Annotated in this window: 20 protein-coding genes; 11 read left to right on the top strand and 9 right to left on the bottom strand. The window is 61.3% G+C overall.

From position 1 onward, the window contains the following. The first annotated feature begins 11 nt into the window (after window positions 1-11). From AC1D13_RS12085 to wecB, 6 genes are read left to right on the top strand one after another with little or no spacing between them, the layout of a single operon-like run. Window positions 12-1,718, top strand: coding sequence for a hypothetical protein (locus AC1D13_RS12085; RefSeq protein WP_477689595.1), 1,707 nt, complete (start codon window positions 12-14; stop codon window positions 1,716-1,718). Continuing rightward, window positions 1,708-2,766: a glycosyltransferase gene (locus AC1D13_RS12080; protein WP_477689594.1), complete on the top strand. Its 1,059-nt coding sequence runs from the start codon at window positions 1,708-1,710 to the stop codon at window positions 2,764-2,766. Before AC1D13_RS12085 ends, AC1D13_RS12080 begins: the two co-directional genes overlap by 11 nt. Beyond that, a complete protein-coding gene (locus AC1D13_RS12075; protein ID WP_477689593.1) occupies window positions 2,763-3,995 on the top strand; it encodes a glycosyltransferase family 4 protein in 1,233 nt (410 codons plus the stop codon). Before AC1D13_RS12080 ends, AC1D13_RS12075 begins: the two co-directional genes overlap by 4 nt. A gap of 10 nt (window positions 3,996-4,005) precedes the next feature. Next, window positions 4,006-4,863 (top strand): dTDP-4-dehydrorhamnose reductase family protein, encoded by an 858-nt coding sequence (locus AC1D13_RS12070; RefSeq protein WP_477689592.1) that lies wholly within the window; start codon window positions 4,006-4,008, stop codon window positions 4,861-4,863. Between the two features lie 9 nt (window positions 4,864-4,872). Then, window positions 4,873-5,886, top strand: a complete 1,014-nt coding sequence (locus AC1D13_RS12065; RefSeq protein ID WP_457281241.1) for a polysaccharide biosynthesis protein — start codon at window positions 4,873-4,875, stop codon at window positions 5,884-5,886. Next, window positions 5,879-7,006 carry a non-hydrolyzing UDP-N-acetylglucosamine 2-epimerase gene (gene wecB, locus AC1D13_RS12060; RefSeq protein ID WP_477689591.1) on the top strand — a complete coding sequence of 376 codons (1,128 nt, stop codon included), beginning with the start codon at window positions 5,879-5,881 and terminating at the stop codon, window positions 7,004-7,006. Before AC1D13_RS12065 ends, wecB begins: the two co-directional genes overlap by 8 nt. A gap of 12 nt (window positions 7,007-7,018) precedes the next feature. Here wecB and rfbC read toward each other — a convergent pair whose 3' ends face one another. From rfbC to AC1D13_RS12040, 4 genes are all read right to left on the bottom strand, one after another. Then, entirely contained in the window at window positions 7,019-7,567 is a 549-nt protein-coding gene (gene rfbC / locus AC1D13_RS12055; protein ID WP_477689590.1) for a dTDP-4-dehydrorhamnose 3,5-epimerase, read from the bottom strand. Beyond that, the gene (rfbD, locus tag AC1D13_RS12050) at window positions 7,564-8,454 is read right to left on the bottom strand and encodes a dTDP-4-dehydrorhamnose reductase (RefSeq protein ID WP_477689589.1); all 891 of its coding nucleotides are present in this window, start codon (window positions 8,452-8,454) and stop codon (window positions 7,564-7,566) included. Before rfbD ends, rfbC begins: the two co-directional genes overlap by 4 nt. A gap of 4 nt (window positions 8,455-8,458) precedes the next feature. Next, entirely contained in the window at window positions 8,459-9,487 is a 1,029-nt protein-coding gene (gene rfbB / locus AC1D13_RS12045) for a dTDP-glucose 4,6-dehydratase (protein WP_477689588.1), read from the bottom strand. 131 nt (window positions 9,488-9,618) lie between these two features. Next, window positions 9,619-11,604 carry an SDR family oxidoreductase gene (locus AC1D13_RS12040; protein WP_457281246.1) on the bottom strand — a complete coding sequence of 662 codons (1,986 nt, stop codon included), beginning with the start codon at window positions 11,602-11,604 and terminating at the stop codon, window positions 9,619-9,621. Window positions 11,605-11,853: 249 nt separating this feature from the next. Here AC1D13_RS12040 and AC1D13_RS12035 point away from each other — a divergent pair, with 249 nt between their 5' ends. The 4 genes from AC1D13_RS12035 to AC1D13_RS12020 all read left to right on the top strand — a co-directional run bounded on the left by AC1D13_RS12035 (window position 11,854) and on the right by AC1D13_RS12020 (window position 15,493). Beyond that, on the top strand, window positions 11,854-12,357 hold the full coding sequence (locus AC1D13_RS12035; protein ID WP_431098472.1) for a phasin family protein: 504 nt from the start codon (window positions 11,854-11,856) through the stop codon (window positions 12,355-12,357). Window positions 12,358-12,595: 238 nt separating this feature from the next. Beyond that, a complete protein-coding gene (locus AC1D13_RS12030) occupies window positions 12,596-13,867 on the top strand; it encodes a patatin-like phospholipase family protein (protein ID WP_477689587.1) in 1,272 nt (423 codons plus the stop codon). Between the two features lie 133 nt (window positions 13,868-14,000). Further along, window positions 14,001-14,660 (top strand): TetR/AcrR family transcriptional regulator, encoded by a 660-nt coding sequence (locus AC1D13_RS12025; RefSeq protein WP_477666536.1) that lies wholly within the window; start codon window positions 14,001-14,003, stop codon window positions 14,658-14,660. 59 nt (window positions 14,661-14,719) lie between these two features. Further along, complete coding sequence (locus AC1D13_RS12020; RefSeq protein ID WP_477666535.1) at window positions 14,720-15,493, top strand: tetratricopeptide repeat protein; 774 nt, start codon at window positions 14,720-14,722, stop codon at window positions 15,491-15,493. A 339-nt stretch (window positions 15,494-15,832) separates the two neighbouring features. On the opposite strand, the gene AC1D13_RS12015 is transcribed toward AC1D13_RS12020, so the two are convergent. From AC1D13_RS12015 to AC1D13_RS12000, 4 genes are all read right to left on the bottom strand, one after another. Then, window positions 15,833-16,519, bottom strand: a complete 687-nt coding sequence (locus AC1D13_RS12015; RefSeq protein WP_477689586.1) for an HAD-IB family hydrolase — start codon at window positions 16,517-16,519, stop codon at window positions 15,833-15,835. Beyond that, on the bottom strand, window positions 16,507-18,045 hold the full coding sequence (locus tag AC1D13_RS12010) for an ArnT family glycosyltransferase (protein ID WP_457281251.1): 1,539 nt from the start codon (window positions 18,043-18,045) through the stop codon (window positions 16,507-16,509). The genes AC1D13_RS12015 and AC1D13_RS12010 overlap by 13 nt, the downstream gene beginning before the upstream one ends. 74 nt (window positions 18,046-18,119) lie before the next feature. Then, window positions 18,120-19,070, bottom strand: coding sequence for a lysylphosphatidylglycerol synthase transmembrane domain-containing protein (locus AC1D13_RS12005; protein ID WP_477689585.1), 951 nt, complete (start codon window positions 19,068-19,070; stop codon window positions 18,120-18,122). Continuing rightward, window positions 19,067-19,945 (bottom strand): decaprenyl-phosphate phosphoribosyltransferase, encoded by an 879-nt coding sequence (locus AC1D13_RS12000; protein WP_477689584.1) that lies wholly within the window; start codon window positions 19,943-19,945, stop codon window positions 19,067-19,069. The genes AC1D13_RS12005 and AC1D13_RS12000 overlap by 4 nt, the downstream gene beginning before the upstream one ends. Window positions 19,946-20,107: 162 nt before the next feature. On the opposite strand from AC1D13_RS12000, the gene argE reads away from it, so the two are divergent. Continuing rightward, window positions 20,108-21,262 carry an acetylornithine deacetylase gene (gene argE, locus AC1D13_RS11995; protein WP_477689583.1) on the top strand — a complete coding sequence of 385 codons (1,155 nt, stop codon included), beginning with the start codon at window positions 20,108-20,110 and terminating at the stop codon, window positions 21,260-21,262. A gap of 94 nt (window positions 21,263-21,356) precedes the next feature. On the opposite strand, the gene AC1D13_RS11990 is transcribed toward argE, so the two are convergent. Continuing rightward, window positions 21,357-22,487: an ABC transporter substrate-binding protein gene (locus tag AC1D13_RS11990; RefSeq protein ID WP_457281255.1), complete on the bottom strand. Its 1,131-nt coding sequence runs from the start codon at window positions 22,485-22,487 to the stop codon at window positions 21,357-21,359. Between the last annotated feature and the right edge of the window lie 24 nt (window positions 22,488-22,511).

Genomic DNA, 22,511 nt, shown 5'->3' with positions numbered 1-22,511 from the left:
CCACGACAAACATGATTCCGCGACTCCTGAAAATTATTGATATGCCATCGGAGGAAAACCTGTGGGCCAGGAGCTTCATGATCGCGGGCGTCGGCATCTGGCTCATATTTTTCACGCTGGGACTGTCTGGCTACGTTGGCGCGAAAGATTCTTATCTGCTTTTTTCGGCCGCGACCGGAGCCATGCTGATCACCGGATGCCGTCAGAAACACAGTTACGGCTATTTGTTCCTGACGGTATTTCTGTGGCTCGGGCTCTGGTTCAAACTGACGATTCATACCATTTTCAATTACCCGTATGTCGAGCCCATCGGATTGTTCGAGGGTGCGCCCGCAGCGTGGGACGAAGTACTGCTGGTGGCAAGCGTGGCAAGCTTGGGTGTCATTGCGGGCGGCATAGCCTATGCAGCCCTGGCAGGACGTGTCAGCCCCATACGTGATGAAAAGAAACTCGTTGTGCCTTCATGGTACGAACCAAATCGGAAATGGCTATGGCTTGCGCTGGCGCTCGCGACGGCAGGGGTGCTGGTTGTCAATCTGGCATACGGAATACATAGAATCGGCCTTGCACCAAAAGCATCCCTGATGTGGCCGCTGAACTCGGTAGTAGCCTGGCTGCTCAACATCGGCCTGGCTACTTTCGTTGCCCTTTTTGCCTGGTGGGACATCACGCTCGGGAAGAATCCCGCCTTGGCAGCTTATGGCATTTTGATTGAGGCTTTTCTCTCGAGCACGTCGATCCTGAGCCGGGCGGCCTATATCTTTCACGCCGTTCCACAACTTTTCGTTTTACACCAATTCAGGCACAAGCTGGCGGGCTGGTCGCGCCTGAAAACAGTCATGCTCGCCGCTTCCTTTTGCGCGCTGCTGGTGGTATCCATATCGGCCGTCACGACATTCCGGAACTACTTCTACCAGACCGGCCTGTATACAAGCACGGCCTACCACGAGGCCTACTACCGTTGGGAAATTGTCAGCGGCCAACTCGGCACGCTGGAGGATCAACTCAAAATCGCCCCCCCGGAAAAGCGTCCGCCAATCATTGAATTGATGCGAAAACTGAATATCGAGAAAATACAGCTGGAAGCGATCATGGCCGCCGAAAAGAAGAAATGGGCGGAAGCCATGGGCACGGATTCGGCGCAATCCCGGCTGTTACTCAATGAGTTTGGCTATCAGCTGACCGATGGTTTTTCGGCGCGCCTCTTGCAACTAAGCGTTGACAGATGGATAGGCCTGGAGGGCCTGATGGCCGTTCAGGCCTATCCAGGCAAGGACCCGGCGCTCTTGCGTCGCGGTTTTCTGGAGAAGCCGGCGATAGGAAAACCCGATATCTACCAAAGCATCTCGAAGTCTGTGTACCTCAAGTCCGACGGTACAAAATTCAGATTTGCAAGCCTGCCTGGCGGGCCGGCCTTCCTCTATTACAGCAATTCGCTCTGGATCGTCGCATTCGGAATGGTTATTTTTACGTTCCTGGTGCTGCTTGTCGAGCTTTTGATACGAACCTTGACCCGCAACCCCATTCTCTGTTCGCTTTACGGCGTCGTGATGGCGAGCACCGCTGTTCAATTCGGCGTGGCTCCGCAGCAAAGCATTCCTTATTTTCTGGTTCTCGGCTGCGGTATCCTGCTGGTATGGACGGTCCATACGCAAGGTTTTGCGTTCGCTCTGTACAAGTTGAAACTGGCAAAAGCCCCGCCACCACGTGACAACTAAAACGGCAACAACCCTTTTTGTCCACGCCACCAATGTGCATTCCGGCGGAGGGCAGTCGTTGCTGCGCGCACTGCTTGAGGCTCTGCCGGCTGGTCGTGACGCCACCGCATTGCTCGATAGCCGCATGCCGGTGCCGAAGACATACCTCCCGCTTTTGAAAGTCATTACTGTTGCGCCGACCGTGTGGCATCGCTTCAGGGCTGAATGGTGGCTTTCCAGATCCGTGAGACCAGCGGACCTCGTGCTGTGCTTCGGCAATTTGCCGCCGCTCTTCAAGCTGAAGGGACGCGCCGTGGTGTTCGTGCAGAACCGTTATCTCGTCGACCCGGTGACGCTCGCCAGCTTCCCTCTCAGGACACGCCTGCGGCTGTTGATCGAAAGGGCATGGTTCGCCCAAAAGGCCCAAAACGCGCAAGCCTTCGTCGTGCAAACTCCTTCAATGCGCGACCTGCTCAATGCCTCGGGTCTGGCAAAGGGCAAACCGGTTTCGGTACTGCCCTTTGTGAGCACCAGCGCCGGCTATGAGAGAAACAGCACCCCGAAGGCATGCGATAGCGCATGCGGCTTCATCTATGTAGCTTCAGGTGAGCCTCACAAAAATCACAAGCGGCTCATGGAAGCCTGGAGCTTGTTGGCGAACGACGGTATGCATCCTTCGCTTTGGCTGACCGTCGACCCGAAGGCCCACCCTGAACTCTGCGCATGGATCGATGAAAAGAAGGCCCGTTACAGTCTGAATGTTGAAAACCTCGGCGCGAGGCCACACGACGAAATCCTGCGCCTTTACGCCCAGGCGAAGGTGCTGGTTTATCCCTCACTGTTCGAGTCGTTTGGCCTGCCACTGATCGAAGCGCGCCAGGCGGGCCTGGCAATCCTGGCATCTGAACTCGACTACGTACGCGACGTGGTCGACCCCGAACAGGTGTTCGACCCCCATTCACCAGTCTCCATTGCCAGAGCAGTGAAGCGCTTTCTCGGCCAAAACGAGCAGCCCCTTCCCCTCATGAACGCCGGCGAATTCCTCGCCCATGTTTTCCCCGAAGAGTGACCCAATTGCGTATCCTGATCGTCAGCCAGTATTTCTGGCCAGAAAGCTTTCGCATCAACGATGTCGCGAAAACGCTCGTTGAAAAAGGCTTCGAGGTCGACGTATTGACCGGCAAGCCCAACTATCCCGAAGGCTCGGTTTTTCCCGGCTACCGGGCCTGGGGCTGCCAGCGTGAATCATGGGCCGGCATCTCGATATACCGGGTACCCCTTGCGCCGCGCCGGAAAAAAGGCGCGCTGAACCTGGTCTTCAACTATTTGTCGTTTGTCGCCTCGGGCACACTTTTCGGTGCGTGGAAGCTGCGCGGCAAACGCTACGACGTCATTTTTGCCTACGGTACTTCGCCGATCCTCCAGGCGATCCCGGCGTTGTTCCTCGGTTGGCTGAAAAACCGCAAGGTTGCCGTCTGGGTCCAGGATCTCTGGCCGGAAAGCCTGGAGGCCACGGGTTATGTGCGTAATCCGCGTGCACTGGCGTTGGTGGGGTCCGTGGTCAAAAGTATCTACGCACGCACCGACCTGCTTCTGGTGCAATCGCAGGCATTTGTGCCCAAGGTTCGCGAACTGGCCGGCGACACACCCATCGCCTACTACCCGAATTCGGTTGACCCGCTATTTGCCGCGCCCGGCGACGCACCAGCGCCCCCGATACCGGTTATGGACAGCGGCGCGTTTTGCGTCGTATTCGCCGGCAATATCGGCGCCGGCCAGGCCGTCGAGGCCATTGTCGAGGCCGCTACCCTGCTCCGCGAGCGTCCGGATGTCCAGTTTGTGGTCGTCGGCCAGGGCAGCCGCCAGGCCTGGATGGCCGAAGAAGCTGCGGCGCGCGGGCTCACCAACCTGCACCTGCCCGGCCGTTTCCCGGTCGAATTGATGCCCGGCCTCATGCAAAAGGCCTCAGCGCTACTCGTAACCCTGGCCGATCAACCGATTTTCGCGGCGACCATTCCCAACAAGATCCAGGCCTATATGGCCGCCGGACGACCGATAATTGCCTGTTTGAACGGGGAAGGTGCCCGCGTCGTCGAGGAAGCTGGGGCTGGCCTTTCGGTTCCGGCCGAGAATGCGCCGGCTCTGGCCGCCGCGGTGATCCGGCTGGCTGAGATGGGCGCACCAGAACGCGCCACACTTGGCGCCAACGGCCAACGGTATTTCAAAGAGCATTTCGACCATGACATGCTGACACATCAGCTCATGGACCATTTCCGCGCACTTGCGGAATCTTCTTGAGGTTTTTTCGATGAGAGTTCTTGTATTGGGCGCCAGCGGCATGATCGGCAGCGCCATGATCCGCGTCTTGAGCCAGAAAAAGGATTGGCAGGTCTTCGGCAGCATGCGAAATGCCGCGGCGCTGCGCTTTTTTGAGCCCGCCATCGCCGAGCGCATGCTGACCTTTGTCGACATCAACAACCGCGACAGCGTCATCCGCGCATTTGCCCACGCCCGACCTGACGTGGTCGTCAACTGTATCGGCCTGACCAAGCACCATACCGAAGCTGATGATCCGTTGCTCGCGATTCCCATCAACGCGTTGCTGCCACACCAGCTCGCCGGGCTATGCCTGGCGGCGTCGGCACGTTTGATCCATATCAGCACCGACTGCGTCTTCTCGGGTGCCAAGGGACACTACATTGAAGCCGACGCGGCCGATGCAAAAGATGTCTACGGCAAATCCAAGCTCCTGGGCGAGGTGCTGGGCCAGGGCGCGATCACTTTGCGCACCTCGACAATAGGCCACGAATTGCAAAGCGCTTACGGGTTGCTGGAATGGTTCCTTGCCCAACAGGGTTCCTGCACAGGCTTCAACAAGGCCATTTTTTCGGGTCTGCCGAATGTCGTGTTCGCCGAAATCGTCCGCGACATCGTGATTCCACGGCCCGAGCTGACCGGCCTGTACCACGTTGGCGCCTCCCCGATCGGCAAATACGACCTGCTCAAGCTGATCGCCGCAGCCTACGGCAAGGCCATTGATATTCAGATGGACAATACGTTTACGATGGACCGATCGCTCGATTCCAGCCGTTTCCGCGAAGCGACAGGCTACACCGCACCGGCCTGGCCCGAGCTTATCGACATCATGCATTCCTCCAAACTGTAAGAATCAGCCATGTTTGACAACAAAATACTGATGATCACCGGCGGCACCGGCTCGTTCGGCAACGCCGTCCTCAAACGCTTTCTCTCAACCGAAGTGCGCGAAATCCGCATTTTCAGCCGCGATGAAAAAAAGCAGGAAGAGATGCGGATCGCGCTGAACAATGACAAGCTCAAGTTTTACATCGGTGACATCCGCGACTACGACAGCATTCACCAGGCGATGAAGGGTGTTGACTACGTGTTTCACGCGGCAGCACTCAAGCAGGTCCCGTCCTGCGAGTTCTATCCGATGGAGGCGGTGCGTACCAATGTACTGGGCGCGGAGAACGTCATGAACGCAGCGATCGCCCACAACGTCAAGCGCGTCGTCGTCCTGAGCACCGACAAGGCGGTCTATCCGATCAATGCCATGGGCGTATCCAAAGCGATGATGGAAAAACTCATGGTCGCCAAGGCACGCATGCAAAACGATGGCGAGACCGTGCTTTGCGCCACGCGTTATGGCAACGTCATGGCGTCGCGCGGCTCGGTGATCCCGTTGTTCGTCTCGCAGCTCAAGAGCGGCGCGCCGCTGACCGTGACCGACGCCAGCATGACCCGCTTCCTGATGTCGCTCGACGATTCGGTCGACCTGGTGCTGCACGCGTTCGAGCACGGCCAGCAGGGCGACATCTTTGTGCAGAAGGCGCCGGCCTCGACCGTCGCCGACCTTGCGCAAGCGCTCAAGGACATTTTTGGCGGCAACGACCAACCCACCAAGATCATTGGCACGCGCCATGGTGAAAAGCTCTACGAAACGCTGGTTTCGCGCGAGGAAATGGCCCGGATCGACGACATGGGCGCGTACTACCGCATTCCCGCAGACAACCGCGATCTCAATTACGCCAAGTATTTCAGCGACGGTGAGGAACGGATCTCGCAACTGGACGACTACACATCGCACAACACCGAGCGGCTCAATGTCGCCCAGGTCAAGGCGCTTTTGGGAAAACTGGATTTTATTGAGGAGGCACTTCGTGTTTAAAGTGATGACGGTAGTCGGGACCCGGCCCGAATTGATCAAAATGAGCCGCGTGATTGCGGCGCTCGACAAGCACACCCAGCACATTCTTGTGCACACGGGCCAGAATTTCGACTACGAACTGAACCAGATTTTTTTCGAAGACCTGCAGATTCGCAAGCCCGACCACTTTCTCAATGCAGTCGGCGAAAATGCGGCCCAGACCATCGGCCAGATAATCATGAAGGCCGATGAGGTGTTCCAGGCCGAGAAGCCCGACGCCGTCCTGCTCTACGGCGACACCAACTCATGCCTGGCAGTGATCGCGGCCAAACGGCGGAAAATCCCGGTGTTCCACATGGAAGCAGGCAACCGCTGCTTCGACCAGCGCGTTCCCGAAGAACTCAACCGCAAGGTGCTCGACCACCTGTCGGACATCAACATGGTCCTGACGGAACATGCACGGCGCTACCTCATCGCCGAAGGCGTGCGGCCCGAAACCATCATCAAGACCGGCTCGCACATGCGTGAGGTCGTCGACCACTACCGCCCGCAAATCGACAAGTCCGACATCATTTCGCGCCTGTCCCTCAAGCCCAATGAATTTTTCCTGGTCAGCGCGCATCGCGAGGAAAACGTTGACTCGCCCGACGCGCTGAAGGACCTGCTCGAGACCTTGACCGAGCTTGTCAAAAAGTATGGCTTCCCGGTGATCGTTTCCACCCATCCACGCACGCGAAAACGGCTGGAGGAGGCTGGTTACGAAGGTCTGGACAAGCGCATCGTGTTCGGCAAGCCGCTCGGGTTTTTCGACTACATGAAACTGCAGGTCGAAGCCAAATGCGTGCTGTCCGACAGCGGCACGATCACGGAAGAAACTTCGCTGCTCAACCTCTGCTCCATCACCCTGCGCAATGCCCACGAGCGCCCGGAAGGAATGGATGTCGGCACCCTCATCATGAGCGGCCTCAAGAAGAACCGCGTGATAGACGCCATCGAGATCGTGACGTCGCAATATGACCGCAACCGGCGCCCGGTGCTACCCATCTCCGACTACGAAAACCCGTTCGTCTCGACGCAGATCGTGCGTGTCGTGACGAGCTACATCGACTACATCAACCGGGTCGTCTGGTCGAAGAAATAATACGCGTGGCGGCTATGGCGGCAGCTCCGCCTGCGCCATAGTCACGCCGTCGCAATCCCTGGCTGAAAGCAGAGGCACAGCGCCCGCCAGGGGCCAGGCAATCGCCAGATCCGGGTCGTCCCAACGGATGCAGCGTTCATGTTCAGCGGCGTAATAGTCGGTGGTCTTGTACAGCACGTCGGCAAATTCGCTAAGCACCAAAAAGCCGTGCGCAAAGCCCGGCGGCACCCAAAGCTGCCGATGCTCCTGGGCCGACAGCTCGAACGCGACCGAACGCATGAAATTCGGCGAGGAGCGCCGGACATCGACCGCCACATCCCAGATGCGGCCGCTGACCACCCTCACGAGCTTGCCTTGGGGTTGCCTGAGCTGGTAATGCAGGCCGCGCAGCACATGGCGAACCGAGCGCGAATGGTTGTCCTGTACAAAACCGCCGTCAAGCCCGGTTGCCCGCTCAAAATCGCGCCTGTTGAAGCTTTCGAGAAACAGGCCCCGCGCGTCAACATGAACTTCAGGCTGAATCAGCAGCACTTCGGGCAGGGCCGTCGGGGTGACCTTCATGAGAGCTCCTCAACCATTTTGGCGACACCCGTTTGCCAACCGGGAATGTCGACTCCGAAAGTCCGCCGCAGCTTCGAAGTATCAAGCCGTGAGTTCAATGGGCGGCGGGCTGCCTGCGCGTAGGCGGTTGACGCCACGGGCTGGACCGCATCGATGGGCACACTGGGCAACAGGCCGGTTTTTTGTGCCTGCTCGACGACAAAACACGCATAGCCATGCCAGGAAGTTTCACCGGCGGCAGCCGCGTGATAAAGCCCGGCCAATCGCTCATCCGCGAAAACGCGCGTCAACGCCAATACAGTCAGGTCGGCCAGCCAGGCCGCTGCGGTGGGCGCACCGAACTGGTCGTTGACCACCGCCAGCCGGCCGTCCCTGCGCAACTTGTGCAGGATTTTCTTTGCAAAGTTTTCACCATGCGCCGCATAAAGCCAGCTTGTGCGGAAGATCAGGTGCCGCGCGCAATTTTTTGCCACCAACTGGTCGCCGAGCAGCTTGCCGCGGCCATAGGCGTTCAGCGGCTGGGCGGGGTCGGCCTCGATCCACGGCCGCGTTCCCCCGCTGCCATCAAAGACATAGTCGCTTGAATAGTGCACAAACCAGGCACCGGTCTCGTCACACGACCGCGCCAGCACGGCCGGTGCACCGGCATTGATCGCGTTGGCAATATCAGGCTGGCCCTCGGCCGCATCAACGTCGGTGAAAGCCGCCGCATTGACGACGATATCGGGCCTGGCACTGAGTACGGCATCCCGGATACCGGCGCTGTCGGCAAGGTCGCCGCCAGGCCGGCTCCGATCGGGTGCAATCACCTCGCCCAACGCGGCCAGGCTGCGCACGAGCTCCGCGCCCAATTGCCCGCTCTTGCCGAACAGCAATATCTTCAGCATCGGCTCACCCGGTATGGCCGCGCTCACGCACCGCTTGCAGCCAACCTGGGTTGTCCAGGTACCAGCGCACGGTGTGGCGCAGGCCGGCTTCGAAGCTCTGGTCAGCATGCCAGCCCAGCTCATGGCGAATCTTGCTCGAATCGATGGCGTAACGGGCATCATGGCCGCGGCGATCGGCTACGTGGGCGATCAGGCCGGCATAGCCGGCCGGCACCGGTCGCAATTCATCGAGCAGGCGGCAGATCGTGCGCACGACGTCCAGATTGGTTTTTTCTCCCTGGCAACCGATGTTGTAGGTCTCACCGGGCCGGCCGGCCTCCAGCACCATGCGGATCGCCTTGCAATGGTCCTTGACATACAGCCAGTCGCGCACCTGCAGGCCATCACCGTAGACCGGCAGGGGCCGCCCTTCGAGCGCTGCAACAATCATGTGGGGGATCAGTTTTTCCGGAAACTGGTAGGGCCCATAGTTGTTGGCGCAGTTGGTGGTAAGCACCGGCAGGCCATAGGTGCGATGGCTGGCACGCACCAGGTGGTCGGCGGCCGCCTTGCTTGCGGCATAAGGGCTGTTGGGCTCATAGCGGTCAACTTCACGGAAAGCCGCCGCCGCCGACGTCAGCGAGCCATAGACTTCATCCGTCGACACCTGCAAAAACCGAAAGTTCGCGCCGCTTGATCCCTCCAGCTCCGACCAGTAGGCACGCGCGGCCTCCAGCAGGCGGAAAGTGCCTACGATATTGGTCTGGACGAACTCTTCGGCCGCGTCGATGGAGCGGTCGACATGCGACTCCGCCGCGAAGTTGATGATGGCGCGCGGCCGGTGCAGCGCGAGCAGGCCGGCCACCCACCGGCTGTCGGCGATATCGCCGTGCGCAAAGACATGGCGGCTGTCACCCTCAAGCCCGCGAAGGTTGTAGCGGTTGCCCGCGTAGGTGAGCTTGTCGATATTGAGGATCGGCTCATCGTGCAACGCGAGCCAGTCCAGAATGAAGTTGGCTCCGATAAAACCGGCTCCGCCAGTGACCAGAATCATGGATAGCCTTTGTTGACGGCGCACGTGCGGCAACGGCGCCTGGAAACGAATTATCCCCCAGCCGTGGCCGCCGCCCAACGAAAAACGGGCCTGGAAAACCAGGCCCGTTTGGCTTCAAGCCTGAAACATGCTCAGAAATGAATCCCGCGCATCATCTGCTGCATCGCCACCGCTTCGGCCGACAGCGTCGGTTTAGCGCTCTTGTCGCCCTTGGCAGCCGATGAGTCGGGGAACATACGGAAGCTGGTGTTCATGGCGATCTGGGCGATGCGTGGCACCAGCGCATGCATGAGCTGACCGGTGATGCCCAGGCGGGTGGCCACGCGAACCGGCTTGAAGATGCAGGCCTGCGCAATCATGTCGGCGGCCTCTTCAGGGGAGAGCGTGGGCACGTTGTTGTACAGGTTGGTCGGCGCAATCATCGGCGTGCGAACCAGCGGCATGTTGATGGTGGTAAAGCTGATGCCGACGTCGGCAAATTCACTGGATGCGCAGCGGGTCCAGGCGTCCAGCGCGGCCTTGGAAGCTACATAGGCCGAAAAACGCGGCGCATTGGTCAGCACGCCGATGGAGCTGATGTTGACCACATGGCCCTTGCGCTTGGCCGCCATGCCGGGCAACAGCCCCATGGTCACGCGCAGGCAGCCAAAGTAATTGAGCTGCATGGTGCGCTCGTAATCGTGAAAACGGTCGTAGCTGGCCTCAATGGCGCGGCGGATGGAGCGGCCCGCGTTGTTGATGAGGAAGTCCACGCCGCCATGGTTGGCGATCAGTTCCTTGATGAAACGGTCGCAATCCACCATGTCGGCGATGTCGGCCGGGTAAGCCACGAAGTTATAGCCCTTGGCCTTGGCTTCCTTGCAGGCTTCGTCGAGCTTGTCCTGGTCGCGCCCGCAGATGATGGTGATGGCACCCGCATCGGCAAACTTGTGCGCCGCCGCCAGACCGATGCCGGATGAACCACCGGTGACCAGCACCACCTTGCCATTGACGGTGCCGCGCAGCGACCGGTCGATATGCAGGTCTGGATCCAGGTGGCGTTCCCAGTAATCCCAGAGGCGCCAGGCGTAGTCTTTCAGGTTGGGACATTCGATGTTCGAACCCTTGAGCGCAGCCATGGTGTCGCGGCAGTCAAAGCGGGTCGGGTAGTTGACAAACGTCAGCATGTCTTCCGGCAGGCCCAGGTCGGCCAGCACCGCATTGCGTACGCGGCGCACCGGCGCAAGTGCCATCAGGCTCTTTTTGACGCCGCGCGGAATGAAGCCCAGCAGGGCGGCATTCACGAACAGGTTCATCTTGGGCGCATGGGCCGCGCGGCTGAAGATGTCCAGCACATCACCGACGCGGTAACCCACCGGGTCCACCAGGTGAAAGCATTTTTTGGCAATGCCGGTTTTGTGGCTGAGGTGGTCCAGCGCATCGACAACAAAGTCGACCGGAACGATATTGACCCGCCCGCCTTCCAGCCCCACCGCCGGCATCCAGGGCGGCAGCAGCTGCCGCATGCGCTGGATCAGCTTGAAGAAGTAATAAGGCCCGTCGATCTTGTCCATTTCGCCGGTGGTGCTGTCGCCGACCACCATGGCGGGGCGAAACACCGTCCACGGAACCTTGCATTCCTTGCGCACGATTTTTTCGCTCTCGTGCTTGGTCATGAAATACGGGTGTTCGTAGTTTTCGGCCTCTTCGAACATGTCCTCGCGGAACACGCCTTCATAGAGGCCGGCAGCGGCGATGGAGCTCACATGGTGAAAGTGGCCGGCGTCAATCGCCTTGGCAAACTCCACCGTGTTGCGGGTGCCGTCAATGTTGACGGCCACCTGGCTTTCCTCGTCGGCGCTCAGGTCATACACGGCGGCGAGATGGTAAAAATGCCCGATCTCGCCCTTGAGTTTTTTGATGTCTTCACTGCTGACACCGAGCTTTTTGCTGGTCAGGTCGCCGTGCACGGCCACCGCACGGGCAGCAGGCACGCCCCAATACTCGCGCAGCGCCGCCACTTTGCCGGCGCTTTCCTTGCGGATCAGGAAATGAACGGTCGTTCCTTTTCGTTCCAGAAGTTTTTTTACCAGGCGCTTGCCAATGAAGCCTGTGGCCCCTGTAACGAAATAATGCATTTTGTGTTTCCTCCGCTGAACGGCCAAGTCAAAAAGTGATTCTTGCTTAAACGGCAGGACTCTCTATTCAGCAGAAACCCGCGCTCAGCCTGACTACACGTGCTTTTCCGTAGAGCCGCATGCCTAGAACCTGTTCACGGTTCTAGAACGCCGCACCTAAACGCCGCCGCGAGGAGGGCTTATATTTTCCCCATGCGTGCGGCATACTGCCCGCGAAGTTCCATAACCACAAACTGTCTGGAGTAAACCATGGTCAAGAAACTGCAAAAAATGAGCGCTGACAAGAAGTCCGGCCCACAGCTGTCCGGTGCTGTCAAGGAATCCGCCCAGCAAATCTGGCTGGCCGGCCTCGGCGCATTCTCGAAAGCGCAGGAAGAAGGCGGCAAAGTGTTTGAGACCCTGGTCAAGGAAGGCCTGTCCATCCAGCGCAAGACCCAGGCCGTGGCTGAAGGCAAAATTTCTGAAGCCACCAACAAGATGGCCAGCATGGCCACCGACATCCAGTCCAAGGCCGGCCACCAGTGGGACAAGCTGGAAAATATCTTTGAAGACCGCGTAGCCAAGGCCCTGAACAAACTCGGCGTACCTTCCGCCAAAGACGTGGACGCCCTGATCGCACGCATTGACGAGCTCAACCGCAATGTGCAAAAAATGGGCGGCAAGCCAGCAGCCAAAACCGCAGCGGCAAAACCCGCAGCAAAAAAGGCGGCCCGCCCCGCGGCCAAACGCCCAGCCGCACGCAAATCGGCTTAAGCACGGCGGCCTCACAAGAAAAGGGACATGCCGTCCCTTTTTTTACGCCTGCGCGCAATCACCCAGCGCCCTGACTTTGCTGCAAAGCAGCAAATAGTTCCAGGGCCGCCGTCTACACTTTCCAGCCATGACCCAAGCGAAGCCCGCAAAAAATAAACGCCCTGCAAAACCGCGCATCGCCCTTGCGTTGTCGGGCGGTGGTCATCTAGCTGCTACGCAGCCAGCCGACCCGGCAAAGATGACGAAACGGTGCGCCGCCCGGCCGCGCATTGCTTTGGCACTCTCTGGCGGCGGCCCGTTGGGCGCCATCTACGAAATCGGTGCGCTGTGCGCGCTCGACGAATCCCTGCAGGGGCTTTCATTCACCGAACTGGACCACTATGTCGGCGTGTCAGCCGGCGGTTTTATCGCGGCGGGCCTTGCCAACGGCATGACGCCGCGCGAACTGTGTGCCGCCTTCATTGAAAACGGCGACCAGGCGTCGGAGGTGTTTGACCCGGCCTGGCTCATGGTGCCGGCCTATGGCGAATTTTTGCGGCGCGGCATCATGCTGCCCGGCCTGCTGGCGTCGGCGGCCTGGCGCGCCACCTTCGGGCGCAAGTCGCTGGTCAATGCGCTGGAGGCGCTGGGCCCGGCCTTGCCCACCGGCGTTTTCTCCAATGACGAAATCGACACGCGCCTGACCGCATTGTTTTCCAAACCCGGCCGCACCAACGACTTTCGCCAGCTCCGCACACGGCTGACACTGGTCGCGACGAATCTTGACAGCGGGGACGCCGCGCCCTTCGGCCGCCCCGGCTGGGATCACGTGCCCATTTCCAAAGCCGTGCAGGCCAGCTCGGCCCTGCCGGGCCTGTTTCCGCCGGTGGAGATCGACAGCCACTACTACGTGGACGGCGCGCTGAAAAAGACCATGCACGCCGGCGTGGCACTGGACGACGGCGTTGACCTGATGTTTTGCCTGAACCCGCTGGTGCCCTTCAACGCCACCCGCGCACCCGCACTGGCCATGAACCAGCGCGTCATGCGCCGCGGCCTGCCGGCTGAAAAGCAGGCCATTCCGCGCATCGTGCACGGCGGCCTGCCCGCCGTGATGAGCCAGACCTTCCGCTCGATGATCCACTCGCGGCTGGAGCTCGGCATGAAGCACTACGCGCACGCCTATCCCGGCACTGACATCGTGCTGATGGAACCCGACGCCCGCGACACCGAGATGTTCCTGGCCAATACCTTCAGTTACCGGCAGCGCCGCGAGCTGGCCGAACACGCCTACCAGAACACCCGTCAAATGCTGCGCTCGCGCAAGACCACGCTGTCTGCCACGCTGGCGCGGCACGGCGTGTCGCTGAACCTGGACGTTCTGGAAGACCCCAGGCGCCACCTGGTGGCTGAAAGACCTGCCGCCACCCGTGTGGGCCGCGCCATTGCCTCGCTCGAAGATGTGATGGAAGATTTGAGCCACGCGCTGCGGCCCGCTGCACGCAAGCTGCCCGCGTCAGCCGGGGCTTAACCCAAAGGTTTGCCAAAGGTGCATGCCATGCCGTTCACCCTGTTGCAAACCGCCGTGCGGATTGATGGACTTCCCTAGTGTCGCCCGGGGAAACGCTGGGTTAGAGTAAAGAACAACACGAGGTAGACAACTTATGGCGAAAAAAGCGCCGCGCCGTACAGCAGAGCGGATCCTGGAGGTCACCCTGGACCTGTTCAACCGCTTTGGCGAGCCCAATGTGTCGACCACGCTGATCTCCGCCGAGCTCAGCATCAGCCCAGGCAACCTGTACTACCACTACCCCGCCAAAGACGAGCTCATCAACTCGCTGTTTGACCGCTACGAAAAATCCCTGAGCGAGCTGCTCAATGCCAGCGACGGCGTTCGCGACGTGGAAGACGCCTGGTTTTTCATGCATACGCTGTTCGAGCTGATCTGGCAGTACCGCTTTTTGTACCGCGACCTCAATGACCTGCTGAGCAAGAACCGCCGCCTCGAAACCCACTTCCAGTGGGTGCTCAAAAACAAGACCCGCGCCGTGAAAGCCCTGCTGGACGGCATGAGCCGCTCAGGCGCCGTGACGATTGATTCGCGCGAGGTCGAGGCCACGGCCACCAGCATGGTGGTGGTGCTCACTTACTGGCTGAGCTTTGAGTACGTGCGCGACCCACGCAACGCGCTGGAACCTGCCAACGCACAGGCCGCCCTGCTGCGCGGTGCGCACCACGTGCTCAACCTGCTGATTCCCTATCTTGAGCAAGGCCAGCGCGCGCATCTGCAGGCGCTGGTCGGGGCTTACAGCAACCCGGCTTGAATTCCGTCAAACTGCCGTCATTCATAACACCAACAATTTTTACCAAGGAGACAACACACATGGCCAAATGGACTGCCTTTCCCCACGCCGGCGACTACACATTTGATGCTGCCAGCCTGAAGAAGAGCTGGGCCCGACTGCACCAGGGCGACTGTGAGCCCCTGCCCAAGGATGCCGATGTATTGCAGGCCTGGGTGCTGTTTCATAACGGCGACTTCCAGAAAGCGGCTGAAGCCGGCGCCAAGGCCGGCGGCGACGGCATCACCGTGGCCAACAAGGCCACCAGCATGTACGCCACCTACCTGGAAACCAAGGAAAAAGCCAAGCTGGACATGTTCATGGAAGTGGCCGCACGCGCCGAAGCCCAGCAAAAAGCTGACCCGAAGAACGCCAACGCGTGGTACTGGCAGGCCTACGCGCTGGGCCGCTACAGCCAGGGCATCAGCGTGGCCAAGGCGCTGGCCCAAGGCCTCGGGACCAAGGTGAAGAATTCGCTGGAGCAAGCCATCAAGCTGTCGCCCAAGCACGCAGACGCGCACATTGCACTGGCGGCCTTCCATGCCGAGGTGATCGACAAGGTGGGCTCGCTGATCGGCGGCATGACCTATGGCGCCAAAAAAGACATCGGCCTGGCGCTCTACAAGGACGCGCTCAAGCTGCACCCGGGCTCGGCCATCGGCATGATCGAATACGCCAATGGCCTGGTCATGCTGGAAGGCGACAAGAGAATGAAGGAAGCCACCAAGCTGTACGAGCAGGCCGCAGCCAGCAAACCGCTGGACGCCACTGAACGGCTGGACGTGGAGATGGCCAAGGCCGAACTCGAAGACTGAGCCGGCAGCGAAGCCTTACTCAACACTCCCGGCAGGGCTCGCGCGTCGCAAGGCGCACGGGCCCTGCCTGTTTTTTGCTATGGTTTTGATAGCTACTTGCGCAAGTCAATATTGGGCTGGAGGCCAAATTGATGCTCAAAAACAGGTCGAAGTGGCCTTCAAACTGGTGCTTTGGAGCCGGTTTTGGCGATTTTCAGCATCGCAAAGCAGGTTTTGAGGCATCTTTTGAGTGCCAAACAGGGCTGAAAGGCATAGGGGTCTTGCGCAAGCAGCTATCAAAACCATAGCGCCCACGTGGGCCGGCCTGCGTCAGGCGCCGGGCCAGACCGGCTCAAGCCCTCACACCGGCCGTGCCGCATCCACCCAAGGCTTGCCCCGGTACCACGCATGCCGGGCCAGCCGCAGCATGGGCTTGTCGCCGGAGGTATCGCCGTAGGCATACAGGGTGACGCCGTCCAGCGCTGTTTCCCCATAGCGCGCCAGCGCCCAGGCCTGCAGTCGCAGCACCTTCTGCTCGCCATGGCAGTTGGGGGTGCTCATGCGACCAGTGAGGCGGCCGGTGAGATGCCCGTCCTCACCCTCGCCCACCACTTCCATTTCCGTGCAGAGCAGCGCGTCAAACCCCAGCTGCCGCGCCACCACGGGCAGGTAGATGTCGGGCGACGCGCTGACCATGACGCAGCAATGCCCGGCCTCGCGGTGCCAGGCCAGGCGTGCCATGGCGTCCTCACGCAGCTGGCCGGGAAAATCGTGGGCCAGCCAGCGGGCCGTCCAGCCCTCCATCTCGGCCAGGCTGCGGCCGGCCAGCGTGGCCTGCATCAGCCGGCCCTTGGCGACGTGGTTGGGCACCAGGCGCAGCGCATAACCGGCCAGCCAGGGGAAACAGCGGAGCAAGGCCCCCAGGAACCGCGGCCAGCCCAGGCCGCGCGCCAGGAAAGGCATGAAGGTGTCGCGCCGGGTCAGCGTGCCGTCGAAGTCAAAGGCGGCAACGACAGGGCCGGCCCCGGCAGCGATCACCTCGTGCATCGCACCTGCCCGCAGTAGCGCACGCAGAACGGGCAGCCCGTCATCGGCAGCCACGAAGGGATGTTGAAGTAGCGCTTGAAAATCGTGCCCAGCACACCTTCGCGGTAGGCCTGGTATTTAAAGCCCATGCCTTCAACCGCGTAGAAGGGCACGCCGTCCTGCTCGAAGCTGAGCACACGCACCGACTCGAAGTAAGGCGCAAACTCTTCCAGTTTCGGCTTGTCGGCAACGATGACACGCACCGTCTTGCCCTGGTAGAGCGAAAAGTCGACCAGCATGTCGTCCTGGCGCGCATGGAACTTGCCGACGCCGAACACCGGCATGTATTCGCGGCGTTCGAAACCGAAAATCGACGCGGGCGTATAGGCCTCGCCCATCAGCACCACGCCGGGCACGGTGACCTGCTGCAGCATTTCGGCGGTCTTGTAGCTGCGGATGATCTGCGGATAAAGCTTGGTCGTTTTCCAGGTATCCAGCGACGTCATGTACAGTCCGGCCACCGCCAGCACATGCAGGCCGGCAAACACGGCCAGCCCCTTGGCGCAGGCCTTGAGCCTGTCAGCCGGCAAGGCAAACGCCAAAAAGGCGAAGCCAAAAGGGTAAAACGACAGCACCCAATGCAGGCCAATCACCTTCTTGCCTGACAGCAGCGCAAAAAACAGCAGCGGCACCACCACCAGGCAGGCCAGCAGGCGCTGGTTCCGTGCGGCGGCCATCAGCGCATCACGGTAGCGCACAGCCATCCACACCGCCACGGGCGTGATCAGGTAGACCATCATGCCGATGTAAGTCAGCGGCTTGCGCCATTCGAACACCGCGTCTTCATTGCGGTTGTAGACGTTGAACATGATGTTCGACCAGCCGTGCGACATGTTGTAGGTGATGTTGATCGCCGGGCCGGGCAAGGCACACAGCACCAGCAGCGCAAAACCCGCGAGCCGCTCACGCCGGTACAACACGAAGTAAACGAAGTAGGTGAAGCCAAGCACCACCGAGAAATACTTCGACAGGAAGGCACAGCCCAGGAAAAGGCCCGACAGGGCGTAGAGGCCGTAAGCGGCGCGGTCCAGCTGCGCCCGTCGCTCGGCGCGCATCAGCGCGGCCACCGACAGTGCCGACCAGAAAATCAGCGGTGTGTCGGTGGTGATCAGGACGTTAAGCCAGTTCAGCGGCGCCAGCCAGAAAAACAGCACGGCCCAGGCAGCGCGCACCTTGCCCGCCGGCTTGAGGGCCCACCAAAGCGCCCCGCCCAGAGCCAGCGGCAGCAGCACGATGGGCAAGCGTATGGACCAGAGGCTGTCGCCCAGCGTGGCGCGCATCAGCGCAATCAGCCAGCCCACCATGGGCGGGTGGTCTGAATAACCCCACGCGGGGTACACCCCCCACCAATAGAAAAAGGCCTCGTCACCGGTGACGGGAAAGGTGACGGCGATCCAGAAACGCAGCAGCAGTGACAGAAGGCCGGCGGCCAGCAGCCAGCGGCTTAGCGAAACGGGGAAAGCGGCGGTGTCTTGGTTCTGGGGCATGAAAACTAGGGGAACGGGTAGGTCTGGCGGCTTTGCATGGTGCGGGGAAGGCCAGGAAAGAAGGCCCGCAGGGGCTAGCGAAAACTGATTTCCTTGCGGATGGCCGCACTATAAAGCAAGGCCACCACGCCAATGGCGACGGCCAGCCACAGGGTCAACAGCCGCACCAGCACCGTGATGGAAAGGGCTGCAGCCGGTGTGGCGCCCTGTGCCACCAGCAGGCCGGTCAGCACGGCTTCGGTGCCGCCCAGGCCCGCCGGCAGGGCAGACAACGCACCGGCCACCATGGCGGTCGCGTAAAACCCGGTGGCTGTCAGCAGGCCGAGGGGGACATTCATCTCGCGGCATACCAGCCAGACCGCGACACCCTGGGCAGCCCAGGCCGCGAACGTCAGGCCAAACCAGAGCAGCGGACGCACCGCCAGGCACAACCAGGCTTCCTGCAGCCAGGCAAAGCGCAGGAACAGCCGTGCGCGGTGCTTGAACAGCAGGCCCAGCACCAACGCCAGCAGCAGGGCTGCGGCAGCCAGCAGCCCGGCCAGCCAGGCGGGTGATGCCGGCATCGCGCCATGGTTCAGGCCCCACCACACGGCGGGCAAACACAGCAGCAACAGGCACAGCAAATCGGCCAGCCGCTCGGCGCCGAAGATGGCCAGGCTTTGCGCGGTGCCTAGCGGGCGCTGGGCCAGCATCAGGCCGCGCACCGCTTCACCCACATTGCCCGGCGTGGGCGTGAAGGCATAACCGGCCAGGTAGAGCCTCAACCCCTGCAGCCAGCCGAAATGGCGCCCGAAGTGGGCCATCCAGAGCCGCCAACGGAGGCCTCGCAGCAAATAGTTGAGCAGGCAAAGGCCTGCTGCCTGGGCGCCCGTCCACGACCACAGCAACGCGAGCGAGGCCCTGGGGCTGTCACCCCAGATCAGCAGCGCGGCCGCATAAGCCGTGGCTACCACGCCGAGCACCAGCAACAGCTGCTTGAACGGCAAGGTACCGCGCGCGGGCGGCGGAGCGCCCTCGGGAATCACAGGCGGCGGCTCAGGAAGATGGCCAGCCAGATCGCGCCGGCCGCCAGGATCCACGGGTCCCGCAGCATGTCACGCGCCACGTCTTCGCCGCGGCCGCGGTGCACCTGGTAGGTGTAGCGCAGCATGCCGAAAATGACCACCGGCACGGTGTAGAGCAGGCGCTCGCCATGCTGCAGCTGCGCCTCGGGGCTGGTGGCAAACAGGCTGTAGGTGGTGAGCGTGGCTGTCATGGTCGCGGCCATAAAGGTGTCGAGCAGGGCCGCCGGGTAGTGCGCCAGCACGGCGCGCTGGCTGGCTTCTTCATGAAAAGTTTCGGCCTTGCGTTTGGAAAAACCGAGGAACAGGGCCACAAAAATGCCGGTGAGCAGCAGCCAGCGCGAAGGCGGAATCCCCACCGCCACGGTGCCGGCAAGCAGGCGCAGCATGAAGCCCGAGGCAATGATGGACACATCGACCACCGGCACCTGCTTGAGCCGCCACGAATACGCCAGGTTCAGCACCGTGTACAGGCCCAGCAGCACCAGCAGCGTGCGGTTGCCCGCGGCCAGCAGCAGGCCCGCCATCAGCAACAGGACCGCCAGCACCAGCGCCACCGGGGCAGCCACTGCGCCGCTGGCCAGCGGCCGGTGGCGCTTGGTGGGGTGCAGGGCGTCGCTCGCGCGGTCATGCCAGTCGTTGATGATGTAGACCATGCTTGAGAGGCAGCAGAACGCCGCAAAGGCGTAGAAGACGCGCAGGTCCAGCGCGGTGTCCTGCCAGTTCTGGCTGAACACCAGGCCGGCAAACACAAAGGCGTTTTTGAGCCACTGGTGCGGCCGCATGAGCCGTATCAGCGCAAGCGGGGAAGAGGACGAAGAAGGGGACAAGGAAGACATCAGGATGGGCAAAAACGCCCCGGAGGAAAGCGACGTTGAAGCATACCTGACAGGACCGGCTCCAGATATCCGGGAATGCGGCCAAAATAGGCGATGGATTCCGCGCCTTCCTCCTCCATCTTCCCGGGCCCCACCTTGATCCCATCCCCTTCGCTTCCTCCCGTGTCCCCCCGCGCCCTGCAACTGGTCCAGACCCTGGTCCGCATGAACACGGTCAGCGACAACAGCAACCTGGCGCTGATTCATTTCGTGCGCGACGAGCTGCAAAAGCTCGGCGTTGCCAGCCGCATCACCACCAATGCAGACAAAACCAAGGCCAACCTGTTTGCCACGCTGGGCGAAGGCAAACCGGCCGGCATCATCCTGTCAGGCCACACCGACACGGTGCCCTGGGACAACCAGGACTGGACGCTGGACCCGCTGTCGGCCACGGTCAGCGATGGCAGGCTGTATGGCCGTGGCAGCTGCGACATGAAGGGCTTTATTGGCCTGGCACTGGCCCACGCCGGAGATTTTTTGAACAGCCAGGCGCCTTTTGCGGTGCACCTGGCGCTGAGCTACGACGAGGAAGTCGGCTGCATGGGCGTGAAGGAACTGATTGCCGACATGAAGGACGCGGGCATCAAGCCGCTCGCCTGCATCGTGGGCGAACCGACGAGCATGGTGCCGGCCACCGCGCACAAGGGCGTGTACCGCTACAAATGCTGCGTGCGCGGCAAGGAGGCGCACTCCTCGCTCACGCCGCAATCCGTCAACGCCATCGAGATGGCGGCGCGTGTCGTCGGCAAGCTGCGCGACATGGCCGACGGCTTTGAAGCGAACGAGCCGCGCTATGAAGGCTTCGATGTGCCCTTCAGCACCGCCAGCGTCGGCCAGTTCCACGGCGGCATTGCCGACAACGTGGTGCCGCGCGACGCGGAGTTCCGCTACGAATTCCGCAACCTGCCTACGGCGGATGCAGTTCTAATGCAAAAAGAGCTTGTAGCCTATGCGGAACTTGCGCAACCAGCTATGAAAAAGATAGCGCCCGACGCCGGTTTCAGCTTTGAGACGATTTGTGAAGTACCGGCCTTTCTCGGCTCCGCCGGCGATGCGGTGACCCAACTGGCGCAGCGCCTGGCCGGCACACGAGAGACCACGCTGGTCGCTTTCGGCACCGAAGCAGGCCTGTTCAAAAACGCCGGCATTCCCACGGTAGTGTGCGGGCCCGGCAGCATCAACCAGGCGCATCAGCCCGACGAGTTTGTGAGCCTGGAGCAGCTCGCGCGCTGCCAGGCGTTCATGGAAGGCTTGGCGAACACCGGCGAGCTTCGCTAGAGGCGGGCTTTCGCGCAGGCCATCGCGGAACCGGCTTTGCCGGGCCGCAGGTGGCGCCCCCTTAGGGGGAGGCGGCCGCAGGCCGCTTCGGGGGTTACGTCCGTATTCGGCCGTCGCCCGTCAGCATCGACAGCTCCACGAAGTGGGACGCCACATGGTCGGTCGGCGAGAACGTCACGGAAAACCCGCCGAGCGACTGGGTGCCGATGGCTTCCAGGCCGGAAATCAGCGAATCACGGCTCATCTTGGGGCCGCCGCGCTTGAGGCCGTCCACCAGAATCCTGGCAGCCACATAGCCTTCCATGCTGGAGAAATTGACCTTCGCGTCCTTGCCGGCCGCCTTCACCGCATCGGTAAACTCGCGCACAATCGGCCGCGCTCCGTTGTAGGGCGAAGGCATGACCTGCGACACCACCACGCCTGCGCCTTCCTTGCCCAGCTCGTCGGCCAGCGCCTGCGTGCCGACAAACGACACGTTGTAGAACGTGCCGCCGTAGCCGGCCTTGCGGGCTTCGCGGATGAAAGCTGCGCAGGCCTTGTAAGCACCGATCTGCACCACCGCATCGGGGCCCGCGGCCACCAGCGTGGTGACGGCCTTGGCCACGTCCACCGTGTTGCGCTCGACCGTCGCCTGCGCCACCGGCTTCAGGTTCTGAGCACCCAGAGCCAGCGTGACGCCGTCCAGCCCGGCCTTGCCGTAGGCATCGTTCTGGTAGAACACGGCGATTTTCTTCAGCCCCAGGGCAGTCAGCTGTTTGACGATAAGGCCGGTTTCGTCGTTGTAGGACGCGCGCACATGGAAGACATTTTTGTTGAAAGGTTCACGCAAAGCCATGGCACCGGTGAACGGCGCGATGAACGGAACCTTGTCCTTGATGGCCAGCGGCAGAGCAGCGATGCTGGTGGGGGTGCCGATGTAGCCAAACAATGCAAACACCTCATCCTCGATCAGCTTGCGGGTGTTTTCGGCGCAGCGAGCAGGTTCATAGCCGTCGTCGAGGTTGCGGATTTCAATCAGGCGCTTGTTGACGCCGCCCTGTTCGTTGACCTGGTCGAAGTACACCTTCGCGCCCTGGTAGAACTGGATGCCCAACTGCGCAGCCGGGCCGGTGAAAGGCGCTGACTGGCCCAGGATGATCTTGTCGGTCTGGGCATGCGCGATGTTGAAACCCGCGAGCACGGAAGCGCCGGCAGCGGTGGAAAAGGTTCTGCGAGTAATGTTCATGACGCTATCTTCGCAACAAAAATT

The organism is Polaromonas sp. P1_E12 (genome assembly GCF_056405975.1).
Note: the sequence above shows the minus strand (reverse complement) of the source record. Positions and strands in the feature narration are given on the sequence as shown.